Annotated in this window: 19 protein-coding genes and 2 tRNA genes; 4 read left to right on the forward strand and 17 right to left on the reverse strand. The window is 43.5% G+C overall.

Going from position 1 to position 24,807, the window contains the following annotated elements; all coding sequences use genetic code 11:
* Positions 1 to 46 precede the first annotated feature (46 nt).
* A complete protein-coding gene (locus K5620_RS13985) occupies positions 47 to 412 on the reverse strand; it encodes a cupin domain-containing protein (protein ID WP_016401794.1) in 366 nt (121 codons plus the stop codon).
* Between the two features lie 465 nt (positions 413 to 877).
* Positions 878 to 2,536: a bifunctional UDP-sugar hydrolase/5'-nucleotidase UshA gene (gene ushA / locus K5620_RS13990; protein WP_016402144.1), complete on the reverse strand. Its 1,659-nt coding sequence runs from the start codon at positions 2,534 to 2,536 to the stop codon at positions 878 to 880.
* 227 nt (positions 2,537 to 2,763) lie between these two features.
* On the opposite strand from ushA, the gene hutW reads away from it, so the two are divergent.
* Together hutW and K5620_RS14000 are read left to right on the forward strand one after the other, a co-directional pair.
* Entirely contained in the window at positions 2,764 to 4,128 is a 1,365-nt protein-coding gene (gene hutW, locus K5620_RS13995; protein WP_016402145.1) for a heme anaerobic degradation radical SAM methyltransferase ChuW/HutW, read from the forward strand.
* Between the two features lie 78 nt (positions 4,129 to 4,206).
* A complete protein-coding gene (locus K5620_RS14000) occupies positions 4,207 to 5,277 on the forward strand; it encodes an acyltransferase family protein (protein WP_040307269.1) in 1,071 nt (356 codons plus the stop codon).
* Here the strand turns inward: K5620_RS14000 and K5620_RS14005 are convergent.
* The 14 genes from K5620_RS14005 to K5620_RS14070 all read right to left on the reverse strand — a co-directional run bounded on the left by K5620_RS14005 (position 5,274) and on the right by K5620_RS14070 (position 19,367).
* Complete coding sequence (locus tag K5620_RS14005; protein WP_016402147.1) at positions 5,274 to 6,683, reverse strand: O-antigen ligase family protein; 1,410 nt, start codon at positions 6,681 to 6,683, stop codon at positions 5,274 to 5,276. The genes K5620_RS14000 and K5620_RS14005 overlap by 4 nt on opposite strands.
* A 65-nt stretch (positions 6,684 to 6,748) precedes the next feature.
* Entirely contained in the window at positions 6,749 to 7,471 is a 723-nt protein-coding gene (locus tag K5620_RS14010) for a tyrosine-protein phosphatase (protein WP_016402148.1), read from the reverse strand.
* Positions 7,461 to 7,892, reverse strand: coding sequence for a VanZ family protein (locus K5620_RS14015; protein WP_040307270.1), 432 nt, complete (start codon positions 7,890 to 7,892; stop codon positions 7,461 to 7,463). Before K5620_RS14015 ends, K5620_RS14010 begins: the two co-directional genes overlap by 11 nt.
* Positions 7,870 to 8,577, reverse strand: a complete 708-nt coding sequence (locus tag K5620_RS14020) for a hypothetical protein (protein ID WP_016402150.1) — start codon at positions 8,575 to 8,577, stop codon at positions 7,870 to 7,872. Before K5620_RS14020 ends, K5620_RS14015 begins: the two co-directional genes overlap by 23 nt.
* Before the next feature lie 32 nt (positions 8,578 to 8,609).
* Positions 8,610 to 9,677 (reverse strand): glycosyltransferase family 4 protein, encoded by a 1,068-nt coding sequence (locus tag K5620_RS14025; RefSeq protein ID WP_016402151.1) that lies wholly within the window; start codon positions 9,675 to 9,677, stop codon positions 8,610 to 8,612.
* Complete coding sequence (locus K5620_RS14030; RefSeq protein ID WP_016402152.1) at positions 9,674 to 10,888, reverse strand: polysaccharide pyruvyl transferase family protein; 1,215 nt, start codon at positions 10,886 to 10,888, stop codon at positions 9,674 to 9,676. Before K5620_RS14030 ends, K5620_RS14025 begins: the two co-directional genes overlap by 4 nt.
* A complete protein-coding gene (locus K5620_RS14035; protein WP_016402153.1) occupies positions 10,881 to 11,939 on the reverse strand; it encodes a hypothetical protein in 1,059 nt (352 codons plus the stop codon). Before K5620_RS14035 ends, K5620_RS14030 begins: the two co-directional genes overlap by 8 nt.
* Positions 11,926 to 13,161, reverse strand: a complete 1,236-nt coding sequence (locus K5620_RS14040; protein ID WP_016402154.1) for a hypothetical protein — start codon at positions 13,159 to 13,161, stop codon at positions 11,926 to 11,928. The genes K5620_RS14035 and K5620_RS14040 overlap by 14 nt, the downstream gene beginning before the upstream one ends.
* Complete coding sequence (locus tag K5620_RS14045; protein WP_016402155.1) at positions 13,158 to 15,377, reverse strand: GumC family protein; 2,220 nt, start codon at positions 15,375 to 15,377, stop codon at positions 13,158 to 13,160. The genes K5620_RS14040 and K5620_RS14045 overlap by 4 nt, the downstream gene beginning before the upstream one ends.
* 74 nt (positions 15,378 to 15,451) lie before the next feature.
* Positions 15,452 to 16,027, reverse strand: a complete 576-nt coding sequence (locus K5620_RS14050; protein WP_246612289.1) for a polysaccharide biosynthesis/export family protein — start codon at positions 16,025 to 16,027, stop codon at positions 15,452 to 15,454.
* A gap of 23 nt (positions 16,028 to 16,050) precedes the next feature.
* The gene (locus tag K5620_RS14055) at positions 16,051 to 17,460 is read right to left on the reverse strand and encodes an undecaprenyl-phosphate glucose phosphotransferase (RefSeq protein WP_016402157.1); all 1,410 of its coding nucleotides are present in this window, start codon (positions 17,458 to 17,460) and stop codon (positions 16,051 to 16,053) included.
* A gap of 496 nt (positions 17,461 to 17,956) precedes the next feature.
* Positions 17,957 to 18,047: transfer RNA gene (locus K5620_RS14060), tRNA-Ser, on the reverse strand.
* A gap of 53 nt (positions 18,048 to 18,100) precedes the next feature.
* Positions 18,101 to 18,191, reverse strand: a tRNA-Ser gene (locus tag K5620_RS14065).
* Positions 18,192 to 18,374: 183 nt separating this feature from the next.
* Positions 18,375 to 19,367 carry a Gfo/Idh/MocA family protein gene (locus tag K5620_RS14070; protein WP_016402158.1) on the reverse strand — a complete coding sequence of 331 codons (993 nt, stop codon included), beginning with the start codon at positions 19,365 to 19,367 and terminating at the stop codon, positions 18,375 to 18,377.
* Between the two features lie 339 nt (positions 19,368 to 19,706).
* Here K5620_RS14070 and K5620_RS14075 point away from each other — a divergent pair, with 339 nt between their 5' ends.
* Complete coding sequence (locus K5620_RS14075) at positions 19,707 to 21,599, forward strand: motility associated factor glycosyltransferase family protein (protein ID WP_016402159.1); 1,893 nt, start codon at positions 19,707 to 19,709, stop codon at positions 21,597 to 21,599.
* Positions 21,589 to 22,554 (forward strand): hypothetical protein, encoded by a 966-nt coding sequence (locus K5620_RS14080; protein ID WP_016402160.1) that lies wholly within the window; start codon positions 21,589 to 21,591, stop codon positions 22,552 to 22,554. Before K5620_RS14075 ends, K5620_RS14080 begins: the two co-directional genes overlap by 11 nt.
* Positions 22,555 to 22,697: 143 nt before the next feature.
* On the opposite strand, the gene K5620_RS14085 is transcribed toward K5620_RS14080, so the two are convergent.
* Positions 22,698 to 24,782, reverse strand: coding sequence for a TRAP transporter permease (locus tag K5620_RS14085; RefSeq protein ID WP_016402161.1), 2,085 nt, complete (start codon positions 24,780 to 24,782; stop codon positions 22,698 to 22,700).
* Between the last annotated feature and the right edge of the window lie 25 nt (positions 24,783 to 24,807).

A 24,807-nucleotide genomic window follows, 5' to 3' on the forward strand; every position in this document is an offset into this window, starting at 1 on the left:
AGCAATCAAGTGATGTTATTTCAATAGTAGAACAAACTAGCCAGCATTAGCTTAACGCTTGGCTTGGGTAAGAAATTTCTAACACCAAACACTCTTGCTCACACTTAAATGGTCCATGAACCTCGCCTGGTGGTCGACTGGCGTAATGACCAGCCTCTAACCAAAGGTCAAACGCCGCGTCATACAAACGGCCAGAGATAATGTAGATCTCCTCTGGATAAGTATGTGATTTAGCGCCAAAGGCTTTGGTATTTGCTCCAGCTTTAAATCGAGTTAGGCGTGTATAGTCACCGGTGCTGTTATCTATGGCTAGGGTAAGCTGATGTAACTGCCCATCACTGCCCTCTATCTCTTCCCATTGGTTAGCATTGTTTGTAGCTAATACATTCCAGTATTGCGCGGTGGTTTTCATTAGCATCCTTAACAACTAAGTACTTAATGAACATAAACTAAAAGATAGCGAGCTAATACAATTTCGCAATCAACATTTAGTGAATAACAGCCACCAAAACCAAATATTTAATTGAGGGTGTATCAAGGGTGTAGCTAGGGTCTGTTGATCTTTGCTGATGGTTTTTGCAGCAATTTATTAGCCATTTAGGCAAGGCAGTGAGTGAGCAGTTAAGTGGGCTTAATAATCACTCGCTAACGCTGAGTAAATGGCTAAGAAATGCTGCCCGAAGGGTTCGGGTAAGCGAGCTTTACTTTTTGTTAAGCACTTCTTGCTTAGCCCACTAGGCTTCTAAGTGCTCGCCGCGATTAAAGCCCGCTTATCTCGAACAAAATTTCAACACCAAAGATCAACAGACCCTAACAACTAATCCTCAAAGAAAGCCAATAAAAAAGCCTCATAAAGAGGCTTTTTTATATCGTGTAACTACTGGTAGCTAATCTCACCTTTATCATCATAATCGGCGGCATTAACTGGGCTTTGCTGCTCTAAGTAAGCCTTAAGCACTTCGGCATCGACAAAGCCAGTATCAACAAAGCCTCTATGGTCAGTGATTTTAGGATAACCATCACCGCCAGTAGCATTAAAGTTTGGGATCGTGAAACGGTACATATTGGCTTCATCTAAAGGTTTGCCTGCAATCACTACATCGCTCACCTCGCCATCAATTACTTTCATGCTAATGCCAGCAAATTGCGCGTAAGCACCGGTATCCACAGGCATAGCCGCAACTACCGATAAGTACTCCATCACTTCTTCACCATTCATATCAACATAGGTAATAGTGTTAGAAAAAGGCTGTACGGTAAGCACGTCTTTATAACTTATATCCCCTGCCTCAATCGAGGCTCGAACACCACCAGAGTTCATTACTGCAAAATCAGCATTTACGCGCTCTTTATGGGCAGAGGCAATTAATCGGCCTAAATTGGTTTGGCCAAAGCGTACTTTGTCTCGGTCACCCACTAAGCGGCCGCTTAGTTCAGCAATCTTAACATTAAGCTGCGCTTGGCCTTGTTCTTGGTAAGGAGTTAACAAAGCCAGTACTTCGGGGTTGTGGGCAATTTCCTCTTGCACAAACACCCGCTGTTTTTTGCCGTCTACTTTGATTTTTTTCTTTAGGTTAACCGGGATGAGTTTGTAGCTGTCTAAAGTAAACTCGCCGTTTTTAAACGTGTAATCGGCGCGCCCTACATATTTACCCCATTCATAGGCTTGGACGATCCAAGTGCCATTTTGTTGATCGGGTTTACATTCATCACCAGGCTTAAAGGTTTGGGTGTACATATTAGGACCTTCCATACACACCGGCTCTTGCGAGTGGCCACCCACAATTAAATCTAATTCACCTTCGTTAAGTGAGCGCGCTAAACTTACATCTCCCGGCGCATTAACGCCATGTTTAGCATTGGCATAGTGGCCCATATGAGTAACCGCAAACACTAGGTCGGGTTGGTGCTGCTGGTTAATCTCGGCAATCACTTTTTTAGCTTCTACTTTAGGATCTTCAAAGACTAAATCCGCAACAGTATCTGGCAGTACCAATTTATAGGTGTCTTCGGTAGTGAAACCTATCACCGCCACTTTTACGCCTTGTAAGTCAAACATTTGATAGGCTTGAAACTTACGTTCTCCAGTGGATTTTGAATAGATGTTGGCGGATAAGAATGGAAAGTTAGCCCACTGTTGCTGCTTGGCTAACACCTCTAGGCTGTTATCAAACTCGTGATTACCTATCGCCATGGCATCGTAACCCAACATATTCATGCCTTTGAAGTCTGGCTCGGCGTCTAATAAATCTGACTCAGGCACACCGGTGTTAATGTCGCCACCCGATAACAACAATACACTACCCCCTTCGGCGGCCACTTCCTCTCGAATACTATCAATTAAGGTCTTCCGCGCAGCTAAGCCATACTCACCATATTTGTTGTGCCAAAAGCGGCCATGATGATCGTTAGTATGTAGTACGGTGATTTTATAGCTTTGATCGACTTGCCAAGTTTGCTCAGGGCTAGAGCTACAGGCTGCGAGTAAGCCAGCCAACACAGAGGGAACAAATACGCGATAAATGAAAGGCTTCATCTTTCTTCCTTGATTCGATGGTTAGTAGGCTAATCATAGTTCAATAACAATCACTTACAAGCATAACAACCAGCATAAAAATGCCTAATTAGTGGCCTTGTTTTGCATCTTAGCCAAAGGTGTTGATAACAAACATTTAAAAGATGAGAAACGCAAACTTGGCTTAGATCAAACAAACGCAAATGATAATGATTTACATTAAGTTTAAATAGTTATTTGAGTACAGCATGTCTACCATTGATCTCGCACCAACACAGCAATTGCCCGAAGCATTAACCGGCCAAGCCAGCCCTTCTCCATTACAATTTGCCTTCACCAAAAAAACTGGCGCTCATGCAAACCATGGCAAGCGTGAGTCTCTAAATGGCGAGCAAGCACACCAGATGCTAAGCAAGCAATTAAGCCAAAGCAAAGCGAGTAAGTTACCTCGCGCTATTTACATTCACATCCCGTTTTGTCGAGTTCGTTGCACCTTTTGTAACTTCTTCCAATACGCCAGCAATCAACAAATGATAGATGATTATTTTACGCTGTTGGAACAGGAGCTGATTGCTAAATCTCGCTACCCTTGGACACAAGCAAGAAACTTTGATGCAGTATATGTAGGTGGTGGAACACCCACTGATTTAAGTCCAGAGCAACTTAACCAGCTTGGACAACTTATTCATCGTTATTTTCCCTTAAGCGATAGCTGTGAAGTAACCCTAGAGGGTAGATTAAATCGCTTTGACGATAACAAGTTTGAGGCAGCACTTGCCGGTGGTTTCAATCGTTTTTCTTTTGGTGTACAAAGCTTTAACTCCAAAGTTCGCCGTGCTGCTAAACGCCTTGATAAGCGAGACTACATCGTAGAGCGCTTAAGCCAACTAACAGCCAGTAATCGCGCAACCATTGCGATAGACCTTATCTATGGCCTCCCCCACCAAACACCAGAGAACTGGCAACAAGACTTACAAGATGTATTGGATACAGGCGTGCATGGTGTAGATTTATATCAACTGCTTACCTTTGGTGGCAGCGGCTTACAACGCAATATTGATGCGGGCCGTGAAGCCGTTCCATTGAGCACCAGCGACAAAGCGTTAATGTACCAACAAGGGCATCAGTTCTTCGCCCAAAACGCTTTCCGACAGCTTAGTTATTGCCATTGGGCAAATGGAGAACAAGAGCAGAGCCGCTATAACTCCTTAGCCAAACAGGGAGCCGAAATTTTGCCGATTGGCGCAGGAGCCGGTGGCAATATCAACGGTTACGCCTTAATGCAAACTCGAGATATAGATACTTGGCGCGCAGGCATAACAGAGAATAACTGGGCTTTTGAGCAGCTAAGTTTGCCGGCTAACAATGCTCAGCTAAAAGCAGCAATCACCAGTGCTTGTGATCAGGGGCTGATTGATGCAGATAAACTTCCCCATGGAAGAACGCTTTTTGAACATTGCGAACCCTTGTTTAAAGCTTGGCAAACAAATGGTTTAGTCAGTTTAACTGGCCAACAAGCCGCATTGACCATGGCGGGGCAGTTTTGGTCGGTGAATTTAGCCAATGCCATGACCCAGTATTTGCAGATGTATCCATTAACTAACAGCCAGTAAACTATTAATTTGTTAGTAGCTTGTTATTACCCACTTAGGCTGCCAAGCTGATTATTCAAGTTTTCTACGAGTAACAATATGTTTGGCACGGTAAGGACACTGTGGGCGTTAATGGTAGTATTTGGACACTTGTTTTGGCTTAGCGACTTCGGTCGCTTTGCAGTGTTTGGCTTCTACATTCTTAGTGGATATTTGATGACCTATGTAATGCAGCAGCGTTACGGTTATCAAGCTTCAGGAAAGAAGCGATTTGCCCTTAATCGATTTTTACGCCTTTATCCGGGGTATTGGTTTGCTTGCCTGTTAAGTTTGCTTTTGCTGCTGGCCTTTAATCGCTACTTTCCTCTAGCGGGCTTTTCAACCATTGCGATACCGAGCAATGCCGCTAGTTTGTTGGGTAACTTCACCATGGTTTACCCAAGTTGGCTACCCCACTCTATTACGCCACGTTTATCTCCAGCGGCATGGGCACTTACCGTAGAAATATTCTTCTATTGCGCCATTTGCTTGGGCATATCTAAAACATTACAACGCAGCCTTATTTGGTTAGCCTTATCTGTGCTGTATGTTGTTGCTAGCTACATCGGCGACCTATACTGGCATGCCCGTTACTTTTCCATTCCTGCAGGGTCACTGCCATTTTCCATTGGGGCCATTATCTATTTTGTCGTACAGCAAAATAAAGTGCCGATTAGCTGGCAAGTTATTCTAAAAAAACCAGCATTAATATTGCTGGTTATGGTCAGTATTTCTGGTTTTACCGCGTGGCAAATTAATCAAGGTTTGCACTTAATTACCGCTGAGATACTGTTTTATACAAATATGCTAATTAGTGCGATGCTAGTACTGAGTTTAGCCTTGGGGCATAGCCTACATAACAAAATATCTGCTGGCTTCGATAAGTTTGTTGGCGACTTTTCCTACCCTATTTACCTCCTTCATTACCAAGCGAGCATCATCGCAAGTGTGCTGCTGTTAGGCGAAGTAAGTAAATTTAAACAACACTTCAGCTCAGTGGCCTTGCTGCTGGTAAGCCTAATACTGGTATTGCTTTCGCTATTAGTTATCAAATGTATCGACCTACCCGTTGAGCGCTTACGCAAGTCAATTCGCGATAAAGCCAGCGGTCAATATAAAGCCGCTAGCTAAACCACTTGATAGCCTTGTTTAGGCATTCTACTGGCAATTAGAGCGAGGCTTAACACCACTACAAACGTGGCTGCGTTAGCGGGCGCTTGCAAGTTAAAATCAACACTTATGTGTATTAGCATGGCGGTAATGGCCATAAAGCAGCCTAAGGCAGTGCCTTTCATTAAGGGGTCGTTACGTTTTCGCAAGGTACGTAAGCAGCGATAGGCTACCCATAAAACCGCTGCTCCTAAAAGCAAAGTAACAGGCAAGCCCGACTCAATTGCGAACTGCAAATAGTCGTTATGAGTATGGTCGAAAAAAGCACTGATAGGCTGAGGTAAATAGGCTTGAAACACCGAATAAAAACTGCCGGCACCACTGCCCCAAATCGGGAAATCTTTGAGCATATTCAGCGCCCAATCAAAGATATAAATACGCCCTTCGTCTACCAATACCGTAGAGCTCAAACGCTCCCTTACTTTACTTAAGCCAAACAGTGAACTCACAATCAACATGTCGATAATAAGAATACTCACCATTAATATGGTAAGGCTTTTGGGTCGCTGCTTATAAAGCAACAACGCCAATATGCCGCCAATAACAGTGGTTGCAAAAAACGCACTATTGCCCATGCGTGAACGCGACATAACCAAGCCAATAACCATAATAATCATGCACATCCGCACCAACATTTTGGGGCTTAGGGCAGCTTCTAGCAAACCAGAGAGACGAGCCTGCCAAGTCTCTGCGCCGGTTAGTTTTAAGTCGGCGACAATCAGTGCTAAGCCCATCATTAAGCTAAGTAACAAGTAATTAGCAAAGTGGTTTTTGTAGATGTAAGAGCCTGTCGCCACCGGGCCAATATCGGTGCCAAACACTGGGCTTTGCTCAACATTAGTCAATAACAACATCGCCCCATAAAAGGCCTGAAAGGTACCACTTACCACAATGGCAATTAACACTGCTCGAATACGTTCTGGGCGGTTCACTAGCAGCAAGGTATTCACTGCCAGCAACAAATAACTCACACCTTTTAATAAACTAATTTTACTTTGCTCTGGATCTAGCGAGAGCGGTGCAAAGCCGTTGACGGCTTCACCAGATAAACTGGCAACGGCGCGCAACTCTGCATTTTGCGGTGCAAGCCAAGCCAGTAAACCGGCAGGTAACGGCACCAATTGCAGCAAAGTAAAAAATTGAAATATTGCCAACGCTGCTAATAACCACCAGCCAGGGCGCAGATACTGCCAAGGGATTTTTGCTCTAAAACAGTACACCAAGCCAATACTTTGTAAGGCAATGATCAATTCCATTATTGACCATGCCCAAGGGCGATTACTGCCTAAAGGGATGGGTAACCAAACTAGTAAAAAGATAAAGCTGGCAAAGATTATCGCTTCTAATCTTCCCGTCGATACTCGCATAGTCGGCGCTTCCTTGTCATCTCTGGGCAAAGCCCGGAAAAATCTAGTGATTAAATTGCTGCTTGTTAGTGTTTGCCTAGCATTTGCGCCGGGTTATCCCATAGCAAACGTTTTGCGTGCTGCTCACTGCTTAGTAGGCTTATCTGTTCAAAGGCTTCACGTAAATCGGGGGGACGCTTTTCCAAGTCATGGGCATCACTAGCCACAATATGAATTGAATCTGCCTTAAGTAAACTCTCTGCTATGTTCTGTGCTTGTTGGCGAAAGTGCCCTAAAAAAGAACCAGCGGTCACTTGAAACAAACACCCTAATTTGAGTAACTGAGAGAGCTGGTAAGGATTCTTCCAAATACCATGGTTACGCTCTGGATGAGCAATCATGACTTGAATATTGTTGCTGTGTAGCCAGCGCACTAAACTGGTTGTTCCCTGAGGGACACTGCCATGTGGTAACTCAAGTAACAACAAAGACTTATGTTTATACTCACCAATAAAAGGCAGCAAACCTTTTTGAGCCCACAGCATCACCTCTGGGCATAAATGCACCTCAGCTGCACTGCGAAGCTCGATGTCTAGTTCGCGCTGAGTGATAGCATGTTTAAGCGTGTTATAAGCAGCTTCAATGGTGGCTGGATTATTGTTGTAAATTCCTGGGTGCATATGTGGCGTAGCCACCATCACTTTGGTTCCGCTGGCTATTGCCATCTCTACCATTGCAATAGCTTGCTTTAGGTTCTGTGCGCCATCATCAATCCCCGGCAATATATGACAATGCAAATCAATGAACATTTTCTTCTCCTGCTACTTGCCATACATGTGGTCGCCGCAAGCGCCAAACTAGAACGCCTGCGCAGATTAACCCTGCATAGTTAAAGCCTAAGTCGCCCCAGGAAAACTGTCGATGGGCAGAAAACAGTTGTAGCCCTTCATCAACCGCAAACACTACGCACAACACTACAAATACCAATGGCAACTTAACTAGCTTTAAGCGGTACAACTTGTCACTCACCGCCATCATTACCAAGGTGCTAACAATAAATGCAGCACTAAAGTGCACCACGCTATCGCCACCCAACAAAATTTCTAACTCAACAAAAAACACACGATTGTTGCCTAGGCTCTTTAAGCTACTCGCCAGCAATAGCAACAGCGCAACGATGCAGCAAGCAATACGCCAATATCGCTGTTTAGGTATTGGCACAAGCGACATAATCTATCCCGGCTAACAAATACAAAGCACAGGCGCGTTGTTTAAACTGCGGTTGCTTCATTGCTTGGCTTAAGCCTTTATGCATAAAGGTGTGCTGTTCAATTTTAAGTAAGGCTTTAGCCACCGTTGTACGCTGCTCAATACTTAGCTCGGGCCACAAGCTTAAACCAATCTCTACATAGGCAAATAAAGTAACGGGGGCGTTCTCGCCCACCTTTGCGGCCAACTCCAAATACGCCATCGCCTCTTGGCTACTGGCTTGGCGATAAAGGGCATTTTTAGCTAAATCAACATAGGTATTTGGCCAAGTTGGCCTAAGTTCAGCAGAGCGTAAATAGAACTGCTGAGCTTTAAGCAAGTTCTGCTTTTTTAACAAGGACTTATTCGCAGTATCGGGGCTAATAACTAAGCTGTAAAAGTTACTCCACTCTACTTGTTTGGCAGCCAATACCTGATAATGAGGGTGATTAGCCTGCCAAGCGAGCATGTCACGAGTGACGTGTTCGGCTACCTCTAAGTTAGTTTGCGTGAGTTGCTGATTAAGATCTTTCTGCCAACGTTGATGCCAAGCGCCAACCGCATAGCTGTTTGCATTGGCTAGACCATATTGCACTGCAACAACAGCCACCCATAGAGCGGTGCCTAATAGCCCAAATAAAAACAACTTATGCTTAACTTGGTTCATCAATGATGCCCTCCCGCACATATATACATAGGCTAATCGGCCGCTGCATATAGATCGGTTAATTGGGTATTTAAACGTTTTGCCTCAAAGCGGCTTACAAATACTTCACGACATTGTTGAGACATCGCGCTAAGCGTTGTTCTATCAAGTTGACCAATGACTTTGGCAAGTGCATTACTGTTACTGTTTTCAAACACGTAACCGGTGCTTCCCTCGGCAACTAGACTTGGCAAAGCCCCTGCATCACTAACAACAACCGGCAAACCTTGGCGGAACGCTTCTATCACCACCAAACCAAAACCTTCCCAGCGCGAAGGCACAACTAGCGCATCAACACTGGCATACAGCTCACGAAGTTGCTCTTGGCTACACCAACCATGTTGAATCACTCGACAATCGGAAACATTAAGCTGTTGTTTCGACACAACACTCGCGCCAGCAATGTGCAGCTCTACTTCGCTATCTACTTGGCGAATGGCTTCTATTAGCAGATCTACGCCTTTTTGTTTGTCTAAACGCCCTACAAACAATAGCTTTAACATGCCTTGGTTTTCGCTTCGCTGTATGTCTTGTTCCAAATCATCTAAAGCGTTCTCAAACACCACCATTTTATGCTCAGGAATCTTTTGCTGGCGGGCACTTTCAAAATCATGATGAGAAATATTAATCACCGAGCTAACTCGGTAGGCCAATACCTTTTCGATTTGTGAGAACACCTTCGCTTTAATGCCGCTGTAACCATCAAAGCACCAGCCATGGGAACAATACACCACCTTCCGCTGACTACGCTTGGTTATTAAACCTGGTATGCGACAAACCACACCCGCAAAAGTACTGTGGATATGAATCACGTCGGGGTCAAAATCGATAACCGCTTGCTTAAACAACTTAGCTAAACTTGCACACGAACCTAGACTGCGGCTTGGCCGATCAAAGCAGCGATAATAGGCCTTTAAGGGCGCGTCTTCCGCTACGTGTTGCTGCGGTGCTAGCACCAAAATATTGTCGGTGCCGTAGCACTCTGCTTGGTAAGGGATAATAGTGTTTAAGTAAGTTTCTACGCCGCCTACCAAGGTTTCGGTTACATGTAATATCTTCATGATAACTGGCTCTCCGCTTGATACTGCTCTAAGCGTTGCAGCATATCTCTAAACTCTACATCCCAAGCATTTACTACCTTGTGACGAGCTTGAACAATTTGTTGCTGCAGCTCGGGCATATCGGCCAATTGAATGGTTTCGCTGTGTTTCTGCATGCCTTCGCGGCTAAAATCAAACAACATTGAAGCAGGTAGCTTGACCGCTTCAACAAAGGCGCTCACTTTGCTGTCCCAGCTCATTACGGTAAACGGTACCGAAAAAGAAAAGGCACTAATTGCCGAGTGAAGCCTAGTAGCAAATACACATTGCGCCTGACTAACTACTTTAACCAAATCATCAACTTGCTCTACGCTTACTACCTTTACATCGGGCAAATTACTGGCAATATCTTGCATATATTGCTGGTCTTCTTGGGCACCATTGGTATAAAGCACCGGTAACAAACCAGCAGCCTTAACCTTAGCCACACACTGGCTGATCCATTGCTGGTAGTCTTGCTCGTTAAAACTCACATCGTTGTCAGAATTAACCATTAATACCACCGGATTCACGATGTTAATGGCGGCGTATGCTTGTTTACTAAGTTCAGAGTGTGGCGCTTCACTGTAACTAAGGTTCAAGTTCACAGCGGGGTCTATGCTCACCACCACCTTGTCGGCAATCTGCGCGCCAAACAAGTAAGCGATATTGTCTTTACTGGCAGCATCGCGTACCGAAATATACAAACACTGCTTAGCCGCAAACAGTCGCTTGAACAGCCAGCGCCCTGGCCCAGACATCCGCTTAGCCACCCCAACATACACTACCGCGTAGTTGGTATTAGCGAAGTAGCAAAACAGTGATAGAAAATAAAGCTTAAGCGGGAAGTTAAGATAAACATCGCTAATTAGGTTACCGCCGCCCATCAACACCACATCAGCGGCCTTCACTTTACTCATCCAATTACGGTAGTTTTTAACCGCCACCAGCATACTATTGAGAGGGATAAATAGCTGGCGTACCCATTCAAAACGGCTCTTCAAGATCTTGTCTTTAATTGCATTTTGCTGAGCACTGCGCTCAAAGTTATGCCTTCCGGCAATATCTAAGGCCTCACTGGAGATATCATAATTTTCTAGCTTCCATGCCAGCGAATTATGAATTAATGCATCACCAAAATTATCACTATAAGGAACTGCAGCAATAAGGTAATGGGTGTCCTTTTTAGTCATCTAAGACTCCTTGTCGAGAACTACCAAAAATAAGTGAATAAGCGGGGAGTAAATAAATAGCTGCCGACAAAATATGCCTAAAGTAACTTCCCTGATCTGGCTCAAATAGCAGCAGTACAAACATATGAGAGCAAAACAATGTAAGTAACAAGTCTCCCTGTTTACGCTTAATCATTTTTCCGCAAATCATCAAAACACCCACGCTAAACAACAGCAGTAACAGTTGATTAAGCCCTTGGGCAAAAATCAGCGGCAAGCTCAGCTGCAACAAGGCCCAGCCAAAATTAATAATAAAGGGCAAGCCACGTGCTACATCCACTAAATTGTCGAAAGCAGTTACGTTAAAACTACCCTCTAATTTGGCGTAGTTATTGGAAATATCTCGCTGGCCTTGAGACATTTGATAAAAGGCATCAGGTAACAAAAAGGCTAAGCAAACAAAAAAGGCAAGAAAATACCAAGCAGGTTTAAAGCTTGCGAGTTTAAATGCAGTTCGATTAAGGCTATTACGCATAGGAAAGCCTTTATCACTAAAATACTGCATGACATAGCCAGCGAGAAATACCCCTAGAATAAGAAAATAGTAGGAACGAACTTGCAGGGCGTAACTCACGTAAAGCACCACAACGCTAAAAATAAAGGCTTTACGGCTAAAATAAGTGGAGTAAAACACCAGCAGACAAAGAGCCATTACTATGGTTTCTTTAGCTGGCCAAATAACATTAAGCAGCATGCTAGGTAGGGTAAACAAACTCACTACCAGTAAATCTTTAAGAGTTACCACATATTTGGAAATAACCAAAAGCCACAAAAAACCAATGGTAGCCGTGCTCAGCACTGCGCTTTCGCGTCCTAAAAAATAAAGTAATTCACGGGTGGCTAGGAAGGAGCCATCTAGTTCAAAAAAAACAAAGCGCCCTTCTATCTTCATGGCATCGTAGCCCCATTTCCAGGGCAAAAAGTCTTTACCAACGGTCATCAGCAATAACAGCATCAGCGACCAAAATAGTAGGTAACAAACACCGAGTTTAGTGCGTTTAAACTCGACCATAGTGCCCACCTAAAGACTGACTATCGGCATAAATTAGAGAGACTAGCCAAGTAACTAGGTAACACGCAGCTAAACCAAGAGCGCCTGTTGATAAGGACAAAGCAAGGCCGGAGCAAAGCACACAAACCAACACCGTTAGCACACAGTTGGTATATACCTGCTTGTCGGCCGAAAATTTCACGAAGATGTGGTAAACCGGACCAAAATACAAACGAACGCAGGCCGCTAAAGCAAACAGCGACCAAATTACCAAGGTGTTGGAATCTAAATCTGCAACAACATACACCCCAACAACGGCCAGTGAAGAAACAATTAAGCCAGCCACGCTTAAGGGCACGCCGTCTTTACGGACTTTGAGATAGCTTTGTTTGATATCGTTTGAGGCTAAAATCTCCGGTACTTGCACGCTGTTGCGAATCGCCAAGATAAATACAAACAACTGGAAGATCCGCCCCCCCCATGCAATAACGCCGGTATCGTATTCGCTAAGGGTATAACCACTAATTAAGATGATGCCCCAAAACAATACGTATTCACTCAAAGTAAAAGCTAAAAACTTAGAGTCTTGCTTTAAACTTTGGCTAAGTTTTATGCCTTCGCTTTCATCTGATAGCTTAAAACCCTGCAGCAGCTTTTTATTACCAAACAGGCTAAATAAACAAAAGTAAGCGAGTAAACATGCGCTTAACACCACAAATACATCGTTAGTATTGCCCGACAAGGCCAGCAACAAGAAAATCAGCGAGCTGAAGACAAAAAACACACCCGCTTCAAACAAATAAGATCGGTAAAACTCTTTGATCACTCGGTGAGATAGAGACACCATTTGAATAATCGCAAAGCCAACAATATACAAAAAACAAAATACGATTATCTCAATGCTACTAAAGCTTAAGGGCACGACCACAATGGCTAGGCTTAAACTTAAAATAAGTGACAAGCGACACTTTTCAAACAATACGCGCGCCGCTTTATCTGTTTCACCTTGGCTTGATAAGTCGAAATAGCGACCAAAAAATGAATATTCAGATCCGTAACGGCCAATCACCAAAATTAAGTTGGCAATTGAAATAGCAAAGGAAACCTGACCAAAACTGTCCATGCCATAAAGCCAAGTGATTACCGACGAAAACAAAATTAAACCGGTCGCACTAAAAGCTCGCAGCAAGGTAATGCTGCCAAAGCGCTTAACTAAAGACTCTATGCGCTTTAGCCCACTCATGCGCTTACTCCGTATTCACGGTAGTAACCATAACGTGTTTCGTTTTTGGCGTTTACTCGGTTCAAGATAACCCCATCAACCACTACTTTGTGATTGATCATCTGCTGCAAGGTATGTTCAATTTGATTCACCTTGGTGCGCCCAGCATTTACAACCACAATGCTTGATTTGGTGATTTGACCAATAATCAAGGCATCACTTACCGCCGCAATTGGCGGAGTATCGATAATAATCTTGTCGTAATGCTCGCTGAGCTCTTCGATAAGTGCTTTAAATTTCGAACCCGCCAATAGCTCTTGAGGGTTAGCGGTTTGCATTCCCGCAGGCAATAAATCAAGGCCAGAGCGCTCGTGATGAACCACGCAATCATCTAGTTCTGCATCCATCACTAACAGGTTACTTAAGCCTGGGTGAGCACGGTTAAGATTAAATCGTTCGCCCATCGAGGGTTTACGTAAGTCACCGTCAATCAATAGGGTTTTTTCCATACCAGCCATCGCGATAGCTAAATTTAAGGCGGTGGTGGTTTTGCCTTCATTGGGTACCGATGAGGTCACCGACAAAAGCTTACGCTGTTGGCTCATCATGTTCAGCATTACTGAAGTACGAATACTGCGTACCGCTTCACTAAAGTTGAGCTGTTTCTCATCAAAGAACTGCTCTAGCGGTAAATTTTCTTTATTAAAGCGAGAGCGTTTAACCAGAGGAATAACCCCAAGCGGAGTAAGACGAAGCTTGTCTTCAATGCCGCTGGCGCTTTCAATGGTGTTGTTAAGTGATTGACTAAGCAGCGCCAGCACTATGGCAAGGGCCAAGCCGAAGGCTGCAGCCAGCACTATGATGATGCCTTTCTTTGGTTTAGCGGGAAATAATGGCGTAACAGCCCTGTCGGCAAAGCGCGCTACTGCAGCTTGAAAGTCACTAGTAGCATTGGTTTCTTTTTGGCGAGTAACAAACAAATCATAGAGGTTTTGGTTACTGTCAACTTCACGCTTCAAGGCATCGTAAGTTGCTCGCTTAAGCGCAATATCTTGAAACTCGGCCTTTTTGTTTTCCATCTCGGTGCGGATCGCGTTCTCTTGAGCACGAGCACTACGCAACTCTTTTTCAACACCAGAAGCTAGCACTCTAAGCAGCACTTCGGAGCGTTCTTTCACCGAAGCCAACTGAGCTTGAGCACGAATCATCTTGTCGTGTTTAGGGCCATAGCGTTTGCTAAGCTCAGAAACCAATCGCTCTGCTTCAATTTGCGCTAACCGTACATCACGTAGCTGCGGATGGTTAGAGATTGCCGTTACCGAAGAGAGCTCTGAGATAGCGGTATTTTTATTATCTTGCAGTAAGTAGTAAATAGACTCCGAAGCGGTGCGGCGATCTTGCGCATCGGCTAAACGGCGGCTTAAGTTGCCCAGCTCTGAGCTAGCTAAACTGTCAATACCGCTTACATCTACTAGTTGCTCACGCTGCAAAAAATCACTCAAACGGCTCTGTGATTCTATTACCGCTGCTTGTAATACGCCGATCCGGTCAGCTAACCAGTTGGTGGCTTCTTGATTAGCAATAATGCGACTTTCACGGTTAGAGTTGATGTAAGTCTCCCCTACCGCGTTGGCAATTTTGGCGGCTAGTTTAGGATCCCTAGAGTCAAAACTAATATTTACTAACTGGGTCTTTTTAACCGGATTAATGTGTAGATTGCGCTGGAAGGTTTTCATTACTTTTTGGCGCGCAATTTCTTGCTGCTGCTCTAAATCTGGAAGTTCTTCTTCAGGCATAAAGCTTTGTATAAGAGGCACCGAGCGCAACAAACTTTTAAGGCCAGCGGCATTAAAGCCCTTACCATCGTTTGCGCCGTTAAACTCAGGGTTGTCATAGAGCTGAAATTCGTCAATCACTCGTTGAGCAATGCTTCGCGATTTAAGTAACTCGAACTGCGTGAGGTAATACTCCTGCTTCGAGGTGTCGATGCCAATCACATCATCAATCGACACCGCTTTACGCTGCTCAGCTTCAATCAGTAATACCGCAGTTGCCTGATAGGTTGGCTTAATCGCAAAAACCAGCAATATGGCCAGTAAAACACTGATAAATGTAAAACCCAAAATCATCAGCCATCGCGACTTCAAAATCGACAAATATTGCATGATGTTAATAAACTCATCATCTGCATTATTGCCGTTGCGCATTAGAGCTGCATTATTCACTGTTGTTGTCATTAACTAAACACTTCCCTGTTAGCAAACTTACGGAGTATTACTGTTGGCACCCTTGCCGTAAAAGAAGCTAGGCCTTAAAAGAAACTGGCCTTAACCACAATAATGTCTCCCGGAGCGATGCGGTGCTTTAACGCAGCTTTCACTAAGTCATTAGTGCCATTTCCGGGAGTAATATTGATATTTGTTTTCGACGCTCGCTCTGTAAAGCCACCCGCTAAAGCTATCGCTTTTTCAACCGTGAGACCGGGTTGGTAAGCGTAACCACCAGGGTGTTCTACCTCACCGTTAATAAAGATCTGTCGGTAGCCAATAATGTTTACCGCTACCTTAGGGTTAATCAGGTAATCACCACGCAAACCCTGCTCGATGTTATCTCTAAGTTGCTGGGCAGTAAGGTTATTAACTGGAATTCGCCCCAAGTAGGGATAGTCGATTTTGCCACTATTGGTCACTAGCAACTCCATCGACAAATCACTCTCGCCGTATACCACTATTTGGATGCGGTCACCTGCGCCTAAGCGGTAGCTTTGCTCTAGGTCATTGGCCAGAGAATCAGCGCTAAATCCGCCCCACATCAACACCGTTATTAGCAAATACCAGGCGTGTTTGGTGTTACACAATCTAGCCAAGAGAGAACCATCCCTATTCATCACAACTCCTTGAACAGCTTTATTTAGTAGGCAGTTTTACCTACAAATCCTTTAAAGATAGTGAGGAATACAATTTTGATATCCATCCAAAGCGTCCACACACGAATGTACTCAAGATCGTATTGCACCCGCTTTTCCATTTTTTCTAAGGTGTCGGTTTCACCACGGTAACCATTGATTTGCGCCCAGCCGGTAATACCAGGCTTCACTTTATGACGCAGCATGTAACGGTTAACGATTTGACGATATTCTTCGTTGTGAGATACCGCATGAGGACGCGGCCCAACAATAGACATGCTGCCCATCAACACATTGAAGAATTGAGGTAGTTCATCTAAAGAAGTACGGCGAATAAAAGCACCAAACTTGGTGACTCGGGGATCATTTTTAGTTGCTTGTTTCACAACAGCACCATTATCTTGGGTGCTCATTGAGCGAAACTTCCAAACACGGATTTTCTTACCGTCTAGGCCATAGCGATCTTGCTTAAACAAGATGGGGCCAGGAGATGAGCGCTTAACACCAATAGCCACCGCCAACAAAATCGGACTAATCAACATGATGATGATCGACGCCAATACAATATCTTGAATGCGTTTCACCAACATACTGCCGCCACGGAATGGGCTATCAAATACACTTACGGTTTGAATATCCCCCAGCGAACTCCATCGTGAATGCAGTAAGTTGTAGGTAAAGAAATCTGGCACGATAAAAGTGGTTGTGGTGGTATCGGAAAGTTGTTGTAAATAACCAGTAATGCGGTCTTTGGCATGCATAGGCAACGCAATATACACGTGGTCGACTTCACCGCGTTTAGCCATTTCTAGCGCGGTATCAACCTTAGCTACAGGCCCTGTATAGCCACTACTTTCTAAACGAGAAACATCCCTATCATCAAAAAAGCCAACAAATTGAATACCTAGCTCTTCTGAGTTTTCGAAGGTTTCCTTGAGTTGCACACCGTTTTGCGACACCCCGATAATGGCTGCGCGGCGAGTGTTATAACCAAAGCGACGCATTACCGCTAAACTCTCACGAAATACTAGGCGCCAAGCTATCAGCAACATTGGCGTGGCCACTACCCATGAACCCACCACCACTCGCGAGTAGGTAGCCGAGATTTTTAGGAAATAATTAACCGCGAACAACAAGGCAATGCTGATAATCCAAACCCATAGGTTAACCATGGCTTGTTCCTTGAGAGAAGAAACCCGCCACGAACGGTATAAGTTGAAGGATTCCGCTACGACCAAGTAGATGGCTGAGAGGCCAACACCCATTAGCTGAAAGGCCAAATCGAAGGAACCATTTTTAAGCCAAGACAAGCCAGCTAAAACGGCAATAATGATAAAAACATCTGAAATTCGGTAGACAACAGCGAGTTCAAATTCGTTAGAACGAACTACGCCATTTTGTTTCTGCATATCCATTGCACACCCCTAGTATCAAGCTTAAAAATTCCATGTATTGCTTGTATATCTCTGTATCTTACGGGTGGTTACTAAACCAAAATTTGGCGTTTACCGCTCTTAATTTTGATTCTTCATAAACAAAAAACTAACCTGACAAATATCACAAAATTTAATTGGTAATATAAATTAAAGGTGATACAAGCCTCAAAACAAGAAAAAACATTACTCATTTATAAGTAGCTGAATAGTGTTTGTCAACACAAAACAATCAACAAACTCAACTATTTTTCAGCTGAAAAGTTGACAGATTTTTTAGCAAAAACTGAGCTTAAGTAGAACCAATTTCATTTGTATTACGCTGGCGTTTCAATAAAAAGATCTAAGATGAGAAACAGAAAAACAACGGAGGAAGCTTAAGAAATTGACATTTTAGTTATTAATATCAGCGACTTAAGTTTTGAATATTGACTAAGATATAAAACGAAAAAAGCCACGCTAAGCGTGGCTTTAAAAATGGCGGAGGAGGAGAGATTTGAACTCTCGAAGGGCTATTAACCCTTGCCGGTTTTCAAGACCGGTGCATTCGACCACTCTGCCACCCCTCCGCAGGGGTGTTGCTGCGATTAAAAAAACCATGCAGTGCATGGCTAAGTTAATATGGCGGAGGAGGAGAGATTTGAACTCTCGAAGGGCTATTAACCCTTGCCGGTTTTCAAGACCGGTGCATTCGACCACTCTGCCACCCCTCCGCAGCGGTGTGAATATTACGTTTATGATTTTCGAATGTAAAGACCCATTAAGTTTAACCGCTCGCAAATCAGACAATTATCCACAACTTTTTTAAGGCAAGATGATAAATTGTCCAAATCTATAAGCTTTGAGAAAAGTGATTACGCACTAATAGCCATTTTTACAGCAAAAAACCAATAACTTTACTCACCTAAAAAAGGATATCTCACACCTATTTGAGAGCGAATTTCATCCATAATCTGCATGGTTTCAATACTCTTTTGCCAGCTCATCACTTCACTTTGTAATTTACCGGCAGCAACACAACTCATCACTTCTTCTATTTGGTACTCAAAGCCCGATGCACGAAATGGAAAGTCTTCAACTATATCTGGCTCACCATGCACACTCAGACAAGCTTGAGTCCCAACCCAGAACATACTCGGTACGCGGATATGCCCATTTGAACCAAAAATGGTGAAGCTGTTTTCTGTATTAGCCAAAAAGTTACAGGTAAATTGGCTAGCGCAATGGCCATAATTCATAACCACACTGCTGCGCTCGTCTACACCGGTGCTACCAACAAGGCCATCAGCTACAATTTTATTAGGTTTGCTTTGGGTAACAAACTGAGACATAGATACGTTATACACTCCCATGTCTAATAGACTACCACCGGCTAACTCGCGGTTAAGCAAACGATCATCTTCATCACGTGGGATGTTAAAACCAAAACTGGAGCTTATAAGTTTAATCTCACCAATTTTTTGCTGCTCAAGCCAAGATTTTACCTGTTGCCATGCAGGCTGAAAGCGAGTCCATAATGCTTCCATTAAGAACACATTATTAGCCTTTGCTAAGGCAACTAGTTCTTTAGTTTGCGCCGCGTTTACAGTGAGTGGTTTTTCACACAATACAGGCTTGCCTGCTTCTAGGCACATTTTAATACTGTCGAAATGAAACCGATGGGGGTTGGCAATATAGATAGCATCAACCTTGGGATCGTTTGCTAACTGTTGATAATCATCTAGCGCTAATTGGCCATCAAACTCATCAACAAAGTCCTGCGCACGTTGCAGATTAGAACTAGCAACAGCATATAAAGTAGCTTGAGGAATAACCGCTAAGGCTTCAGCAAAGTTACGCGCAATGCGACCAGGAGCAATGACTCCCCAATTAAAAGGATGAATAGACATTTGGGCTCTCTTAGCTAAACAATTAATAAAACAACACTTATCTTAACTCGATTTTAGAGGCTTACTAGTAATCATAAGCAGTCTAAACACTCCAAATAGCAAACTGTGAAGTACCTCTTGTGCCATACTTTAGTGATGAAATTTTTCGCCATAAATCCAACAAAAAACATAACGCCAATCTAGACCTAAACCTCAGTTCAAAGCAAACGCATCACATAATTCCAATCAATTCAAATTAATAACTTAATTATCACTTACCCTTGTAAATTTGACTTTTTATTTGCATAGTTGTGTTTCTCTTCACTAGAGAACGAGACATCATTTAAAAATGGAATTATTTTGCAAAAACAATCGCCATTATTTGCTAAAAACATTCGGACAATCCGCAGTATCTACCCAGCGCTTTCCATTAAGCTTGATGAATTAGCTGGGCAAGAGAATGGCCTTAAACTAAGCCCAAATAACGATTTTTGCATCAATGGTGAACCATTTTATAAAGGTGATGGTTTAAACGCTTGTAGGCAACAAGTTAAGCAGTTTCTGTCATCTCCCAACCATTATTCCATGTCATTTCAAGACTCACCCGCCAGTTCATTCATTCACCAACAAGCCATAAATCAACTAAATTCAGTAGCAATAGAACTTGGACGAAAAAAAGGTAAACCGTACTCCAGTACTTTGATCGCCTTAGGCAGCGGTATTGGTTATTACCTCAACATTCTTTGCAATGAATTCAAGCTAAAAGACATCATTCTAATAGAGCCCAGCGACCAGCAACTATTGGCGTTGTGTCACCACTGTGACCTTTCCAAACTGGTAGAACATTGTTCCAACTTAGGAGGCGAGTTTTACATATTTCAACCTAAGTCAGGTTTAGCTTTTAACAAAGCAATGCAACAAGTATTTGAACGAAGCGGTTGGGGAGTATTAGCTGAGATGCTGATATATCGCCATTACAATACCCAATTTTTCGATGAGATAGTGGATAATTTTGTTTCATATAGACTCGCCTGGCTATCTGCTTGGGGGCATTTCGATGATGAACTCATCGGCTTGAACCATAGTATTGACAATGCTAAGCGGCATTTATTCAAAATTGATGGTGAAAAAGCTTTAAACCAGGTAACCGAGAGCTATCCAACTCTTGTTGTGGGTAATGGGCCATCTTTAGATAAAGATATCGACTACATTTCAAATCATCAAAATAAGTTCATCATAGTAAGCTGCGGTACAGCTCTTGCGGCGTTAATAAAGGCGGGTATCAAACCAGATTTCCATGCTGAAATGGAAAGAAGTACATTCACGGCAAAAGTTCAAGCCCCTTTGTTTTCTAATGACATAACCCGCAATACCACCTTATTAGCGTTAAACACTGTTTCACCAGAGATAACAAACCGTTTCGAAAACAGCCTGATTTTTCTAAAAAAGCTAGATGTTGGATCAGAAGCAATAACAAACGCTACAACTCACCGCCCTTCTATCTTGTCACACTGTAACCCCACTGTAACAAACTTCGCCTTAGCTGCTGTTGCAAATATAGGACTCAGAAACATAATTTTAGTCGGGTGCGATTATGGATACCTGAATGCAGAAGAACACCACTCAAAACATTCTGAATACTTCAAAACTAGTGGGCCTCTATCAAAAGCAAAGTATAACTCTACACTTTCGGTAGATAGTGTTTTTGGAGATAAAATTTATACTAACAGAGTTTTTAATCAGGCTCGTAAAGCTATAGAGAACTTAGCCAAGGAACTCTCAAGCCATCAAGTAACAAATTCGTCTAGGGGCGCAAAAATTGAAGATGTTCCTTATATCCCTTTAAAGTCTATAGGTTTAAAACCTTACGATAAACCAATAATCAATAAACAAGCTTTAAGTAAACATAGGGCTTCTTATATAAAGCTTGATATAAGAAGCATCGCCCTATTTCTTGACTCATTAGCAGAAGTGCCAAATCAGCTATTGAATAAAGAGACTAATGCCAAAACAGACTATTGTTCTATCTCTAAGTATTTAAAACAAATAGGCTGCAAGTATCCTACCTCTTCTCAAGTGATTTTCTCAGGGATCCTTAAGTACATCGAGGTTACGTCTACTGGACACCTAGCAAGAATCCCGTCAAATAAGCAGCTTGATTACACCATTCAAGCTCAATCATGCCTTAAAACAATGTTCGTTGAAGCTCAGCATCGTCTAATGACAACAAAGGAGAAATTAGATGAAATTTAGCACTAAGTCGGTACTACCTACCGTCAGTCTAGCTATGTTTACCGCGACAGGAGTAGCAAATGCAGTAGATATCGCCAGCAACACCTACACCGCTATTAGTTCAATTAACCGTTCGGAGCCTCTTCAAAGCAGTATGGTAGAGCGGACGAGTAATTCAGACTCGAGTTTTACATCAAACGATAGCTATGGTTCAGGTGATAGCTATGGCTCAGGTGATAGCTATGGCTCAGGTGATAGCTATGGCTCAGGTGATAGCTATGGCTCAGGTGACAGCTATGGCTCAGGTGACAGCTATGGCTCAGGCGACAGCTTTGGCTCAGGCGATAGCTTTGACTCAGGCGACAGCTTTGGCTCAGGCGATAGCTTTGACTCAGGCGACAGCTTTGACTCAGGCGATAGCTTTGGCTCAGGCGACAGCTTTGGCTCAGGCGACAGCTTTGGCTCAGGCGACAGCTTTGGCTCAGGCGATAGCTTTGGCTCAGGCGATAGCTTTGGATCGGGAGCAGATACTTGCTATTCCATATACGACCAATGTGGCGATGGGAAGCAAATTAGGCACGGTGTCATATACACATACCGAGACTTTATTCGAAATGGTTCAAATGACTTCAGCAGCATTGCTCAAGATGTATTTTGTTTCAAACAGCAAAATGGCGTAATTATTGCTCAAAGAACGGAAGACTACGGCTATCAACAAACTCCGACTATCATCGTAGGAAAGGTTAATAGTAAGGGGAGAATAAAGCTTAAACTTCATACCGATATATCGGTTAGCGGTGATTACCCTGCTAGCATCAACATCAAACCGAAAGTAAATCAAACAGATGGCTCGCAAAGCGGCTCTTGGCAAAATGAAGTAGCTAGTGGTGGTGTTAGAGCATATGTATATTACGACGAAGATGCTACAAACCGGTATTATTCTAATGGTTGTATAGAACTACTCGGTTGGAATTAAAAGTACACTCAGTACGTAATGATCCCCTATGCAGCTAAAACTGCTAAGAGTAAAAGAATTTACTCATTCAATTAAGGACAAAGCAATAAAGGTTTACCGCAAACCTTTATTGCTTCAATGACTAAACCTCAAATAATAAGCATTTAAGATAAACGCCACTCACTTGCTCGCTTACCGCCACGTCCAATATAAAACACCGCTGCCAATAAGCTAACTAAGGCCGCAATCTGCCAAGCCATCGCGATGGGGCTTAACAATACAAGCGCTATTACCGCTAGGGCTGCGCGCTCCCAATGCTTTAGCTGACGTTTTTGCCAACCTTGCATAACCAAAGTAAAGGCATATAAACCCGGTAAAGCAAAAATAAACACTTGAAAAGCAGCTAGCCAGTCTCCTTGAGCAAGCGGCGTATAAGCAAACAATATCGGGATGATGTACAGGCCTTTGGCAATCTTCCATGATGTAAAGCCCGTTGCCATTGGAGGAGATTTAGCGATCGCAGCAGCAGTAAAGGTACACAAACAAACTGGCGGGGTAACGTTACTGTCTTGAGAGAGCCAGAAAATGACTAAATGTGCCGCTAATAGCAACATAGATAACTGATTTTCATCAAGTAGCATTGGCCGCAGTAAGGCCATCATTTCATCAGGCATATCGTTTATTAATGCTTGGGCTTCGGCAACACTCATCGCACCTTGCTCTGGACTAACCCCAACCAACATTAGAATAGCTTGCACATCTGCACTCAGAGCACCTGAGCTTAAAGCGTTCACTAGCTCTACATTAGCCATTAATTGTAATAACGCCGGAGCAGACAAAGTAGCCAACACAATATAAGAAGCGGTTACTGGCAGCCCCATGCCTAGCACTAAAGATGCTACAGCAACCAGCAGCAGCGCCACCAGCAAACTCCCACCAGACCATTCGGTAATCATCAAGGAAAAAGTATTGCCGATACCAGCAGTGGCAATCACATTAACAACCAAGCCTACTGAACATAACAGTACTGCGGTTACCACCATATTGCGCGAACCCAGCGCGAAGGCATCAGCAATTGCCGCTAGCCCCATTTTGTTTGGGGTAAACCATGAGCTCACAATCACCGCGATAATTGCAATAACAGCTGCGTAAGTGGGTGTATAGCCCATTACCAGTAATACAATCAACAAGGTAACCGGCACAATAAACGACAAGCCCTCACGCATCACCATAGGTAGCAGAGGAGGAGCTTGTTCCATAGTTCGAGTTAACCCCGCTTTATAAGATTCTGTTCTCACATAAAAAACCAGCGATGCAAAATACAAAATAGCCGGAAGAATACTCACCATCACAATGGTGCTATAAGGAATTTGTGTGTAACTAGCCATGACAAAAGCCCCTGCCCCCATTATTGGCGGCACAATTTGCCCACCAGTAGAAGCCGATGCTTCTACCGCAGCAGCAAACCGCGGGCTAAAGCCTGCGTTTTTCATCAAGGGAATAGTCACAACGCCAGTAGACGCAGTGTTGGCAACAGCGCTGCCAGAAATAGTGCCAGTAAGTCCAGATGCAATTATGGCCACTATTCCTGGCCCACCAACCAAGCGGCTAGCAATACTTTTAGACAAATGAATAACAAAATCACCCGCGCCAGAGCGCAGCAAAAAAGCGCCGAACAGGATAAACATGAAGACAAAACTTGCAGAAATTCGCGCGATATTGCCAAAAATAGCATCATCGCCATAAATGCTTCTAAACAGCAATGTCTCTAAGCTCAGTCCCTTGAACTGAAAGACACCCGGGACAAAATTCCCCCACCAGGCGAGATAGGAGATGGCAGTTACAATTAAGATAGGAATCACCCAGCCAGTGGCTCGACGGGTCATATCAATTGCCCCCAAAATCACCAACGAGCCACATAACCAATCTAAGGGGACTAAGCGCACACCTCGTTCATAAATGAGGTCTTCCGCGAACAATAGATATATCGCCGAAAAGGCAATAGCCAGCACCCACAATTTGTCCAGAATGGCCAAATGGCGCTGCAAACTTAATGGTTTTAATAAGCCACACAACAAAATAAAACCAGCAAAATGAAGAATGTTTTGCTGTAGCACGGCAATATCCGCAAAAATATTAAAGTAGACATGCGCCAAACTAATAATAATGCCTAAAACGTATATTAGAGGTACAGCACGAGTATCTTCAATTTCTTGGCGAATACTGTCAGGTACGGCATTCCATTGCATAGTGATGAATCCTGAGGAGAATAAA

It is taken from the genome of Agarivorans albus (assembly GCF_019670105.1).
GTDB lineage: Bacteria > Pseudomonadota > Gammaproteobacteria > Enterobacterales > Celerinatantimonadaceae > Agarivorans > Agarivorans albus.

What these genes read in the sequence shown, in the direction of transcription:
- K5620_RS14035 (WP_016402153.1), bottom strand. Translation starts at nt 11,939, where the DNA reads ATGGTCGAGTTTAAACGCACTAAACTCGGTGTTTGTTACCTACTATTT.
- K5620_RS14070 (WP_016402158.1), bottom strand. Translation starts at nt 19,367, where the DNA reads ATGTCTATTCATCCTTTTAATTGGGGAGTCATTGCTCCTGGTCGCATT.
- K5620_RS13985 (WP_016401794.1), bottom strand. Translation starts at nt 412, where the DNA reads ATGAAAACCACCGCGCAATACTGGAATGTATTAGCTACAAACAATGCT.
- K5620_RS14000 (WP_040307269.1), top strand. Translation starts at nt 4,207, where the DNA reads ATGTTTGGCACGGTAAGGACACTGTGGGCGTTAATGGTAGTATTTGGA.
- K5620_RS14050 (WP_246612289.1), bottom strand. Translation starts at nt 16,027, where the DNA reads ATGAATAGGGATGGTTCTCTCTTGGCTAGATTGTGTAACACCAAACAC.
- K5620_RS14030 (WP_016402152.1), bottom strand. Translation starts at nt 10,888, where the DNA reads ATGACTAAAAAGGACACCCATTACCTTATTGCTGCAGTTCCTTATAGT.
- hutW (WP_016402145.1), top strand. Translation starts at nt 2,764, where the DNA reads ATGTCTACCATTGATCTCGCACCAACACAGCAATTGCCCGAAGCATTA.
- K5620_RS14010 (WP_016402148.1), bottom strand. Translation starts at nt 7,471, where the DNA reads ATGTTCATTGATTTGCATTGTCATATATTGCCGGGGATTGATGATGGC.
- K5620_RS14045 (WP_016402155.1), bottom strand. Translation starts at nt 15,377, where the DNA reads ATGACAACAACAGTGAATAATGCAGCTCTAATGCGCAACGGCAATAAT.
- K5620_RS14080 (WP_016402160.1), top strand. Translation starts at nt 21,589, where the DNA reads ATGAAATTTAGCACTAAGTCGGTACTACCTACCGTCAGTCTAGCTATG.
- K5620_RS14085 (WP_016402161.1), bottom strand. Translation starts at nt 24,782, where the DNA reads ATGCAATGGAATGCCGTACCTGACAGTATTCGCCAAGAAATTGAAGAT.
- K5620_RS14040 (WP_016402154.1), bottom strand. Translation starts at nt 13,161, where the DNA reads ATGAGTGGGCTAAAGCGCATAGAGTCTTTAGTTAAGCGCTTTGGCAGC.
- K5620_RS14025 (WP_016402151.1), bottom strand. Translation starts at nt 9,677, where the DNA reads ATGAAGATATTACATGTAACCGAAACCTTGGTAGGCGGCGTAGAAACT.
- ushA (WP_016402144.1), bottom strand. Translation starts at nt 2,536, where the DNA reads ATGAAGCCTTTCATTTATCGCGTATTTGTTCCCTCTGTGTTGGCTGGC.
- K5620_RS14015 (WP_040307270.1), bottom strand. Translation starts at nt 7,892, where the DNA reads ATGTCGCTTGTGCCAATACCTAAACAGCGATATTGGCGTATTGCTTGC.
- K5620_RS14020 (WP_016402150.1), bottom strand. Translation starts at nt 8,577, where the DNA reads ATGAACCAAGTTAAGCATAAGTTGTTTTTATTTGGGCTATTAGGCACC.
- K5620_RS14005 (WP_016402147.1), bottom strand. Translation starts at nt 6,683, where the DNA reads ATGCGAGTATCGACGGGAAGATTAGAAGCGATAATCTTTGCCAGCTTT.
- K5620_RS14055 (WP_016402157.1), bottom strand. Translation starts at nt 17,460, where the DNA reads ATGGATATGCAGAAACAAAATGGCGTAGTTCGTTCTAACGAATTTGAA.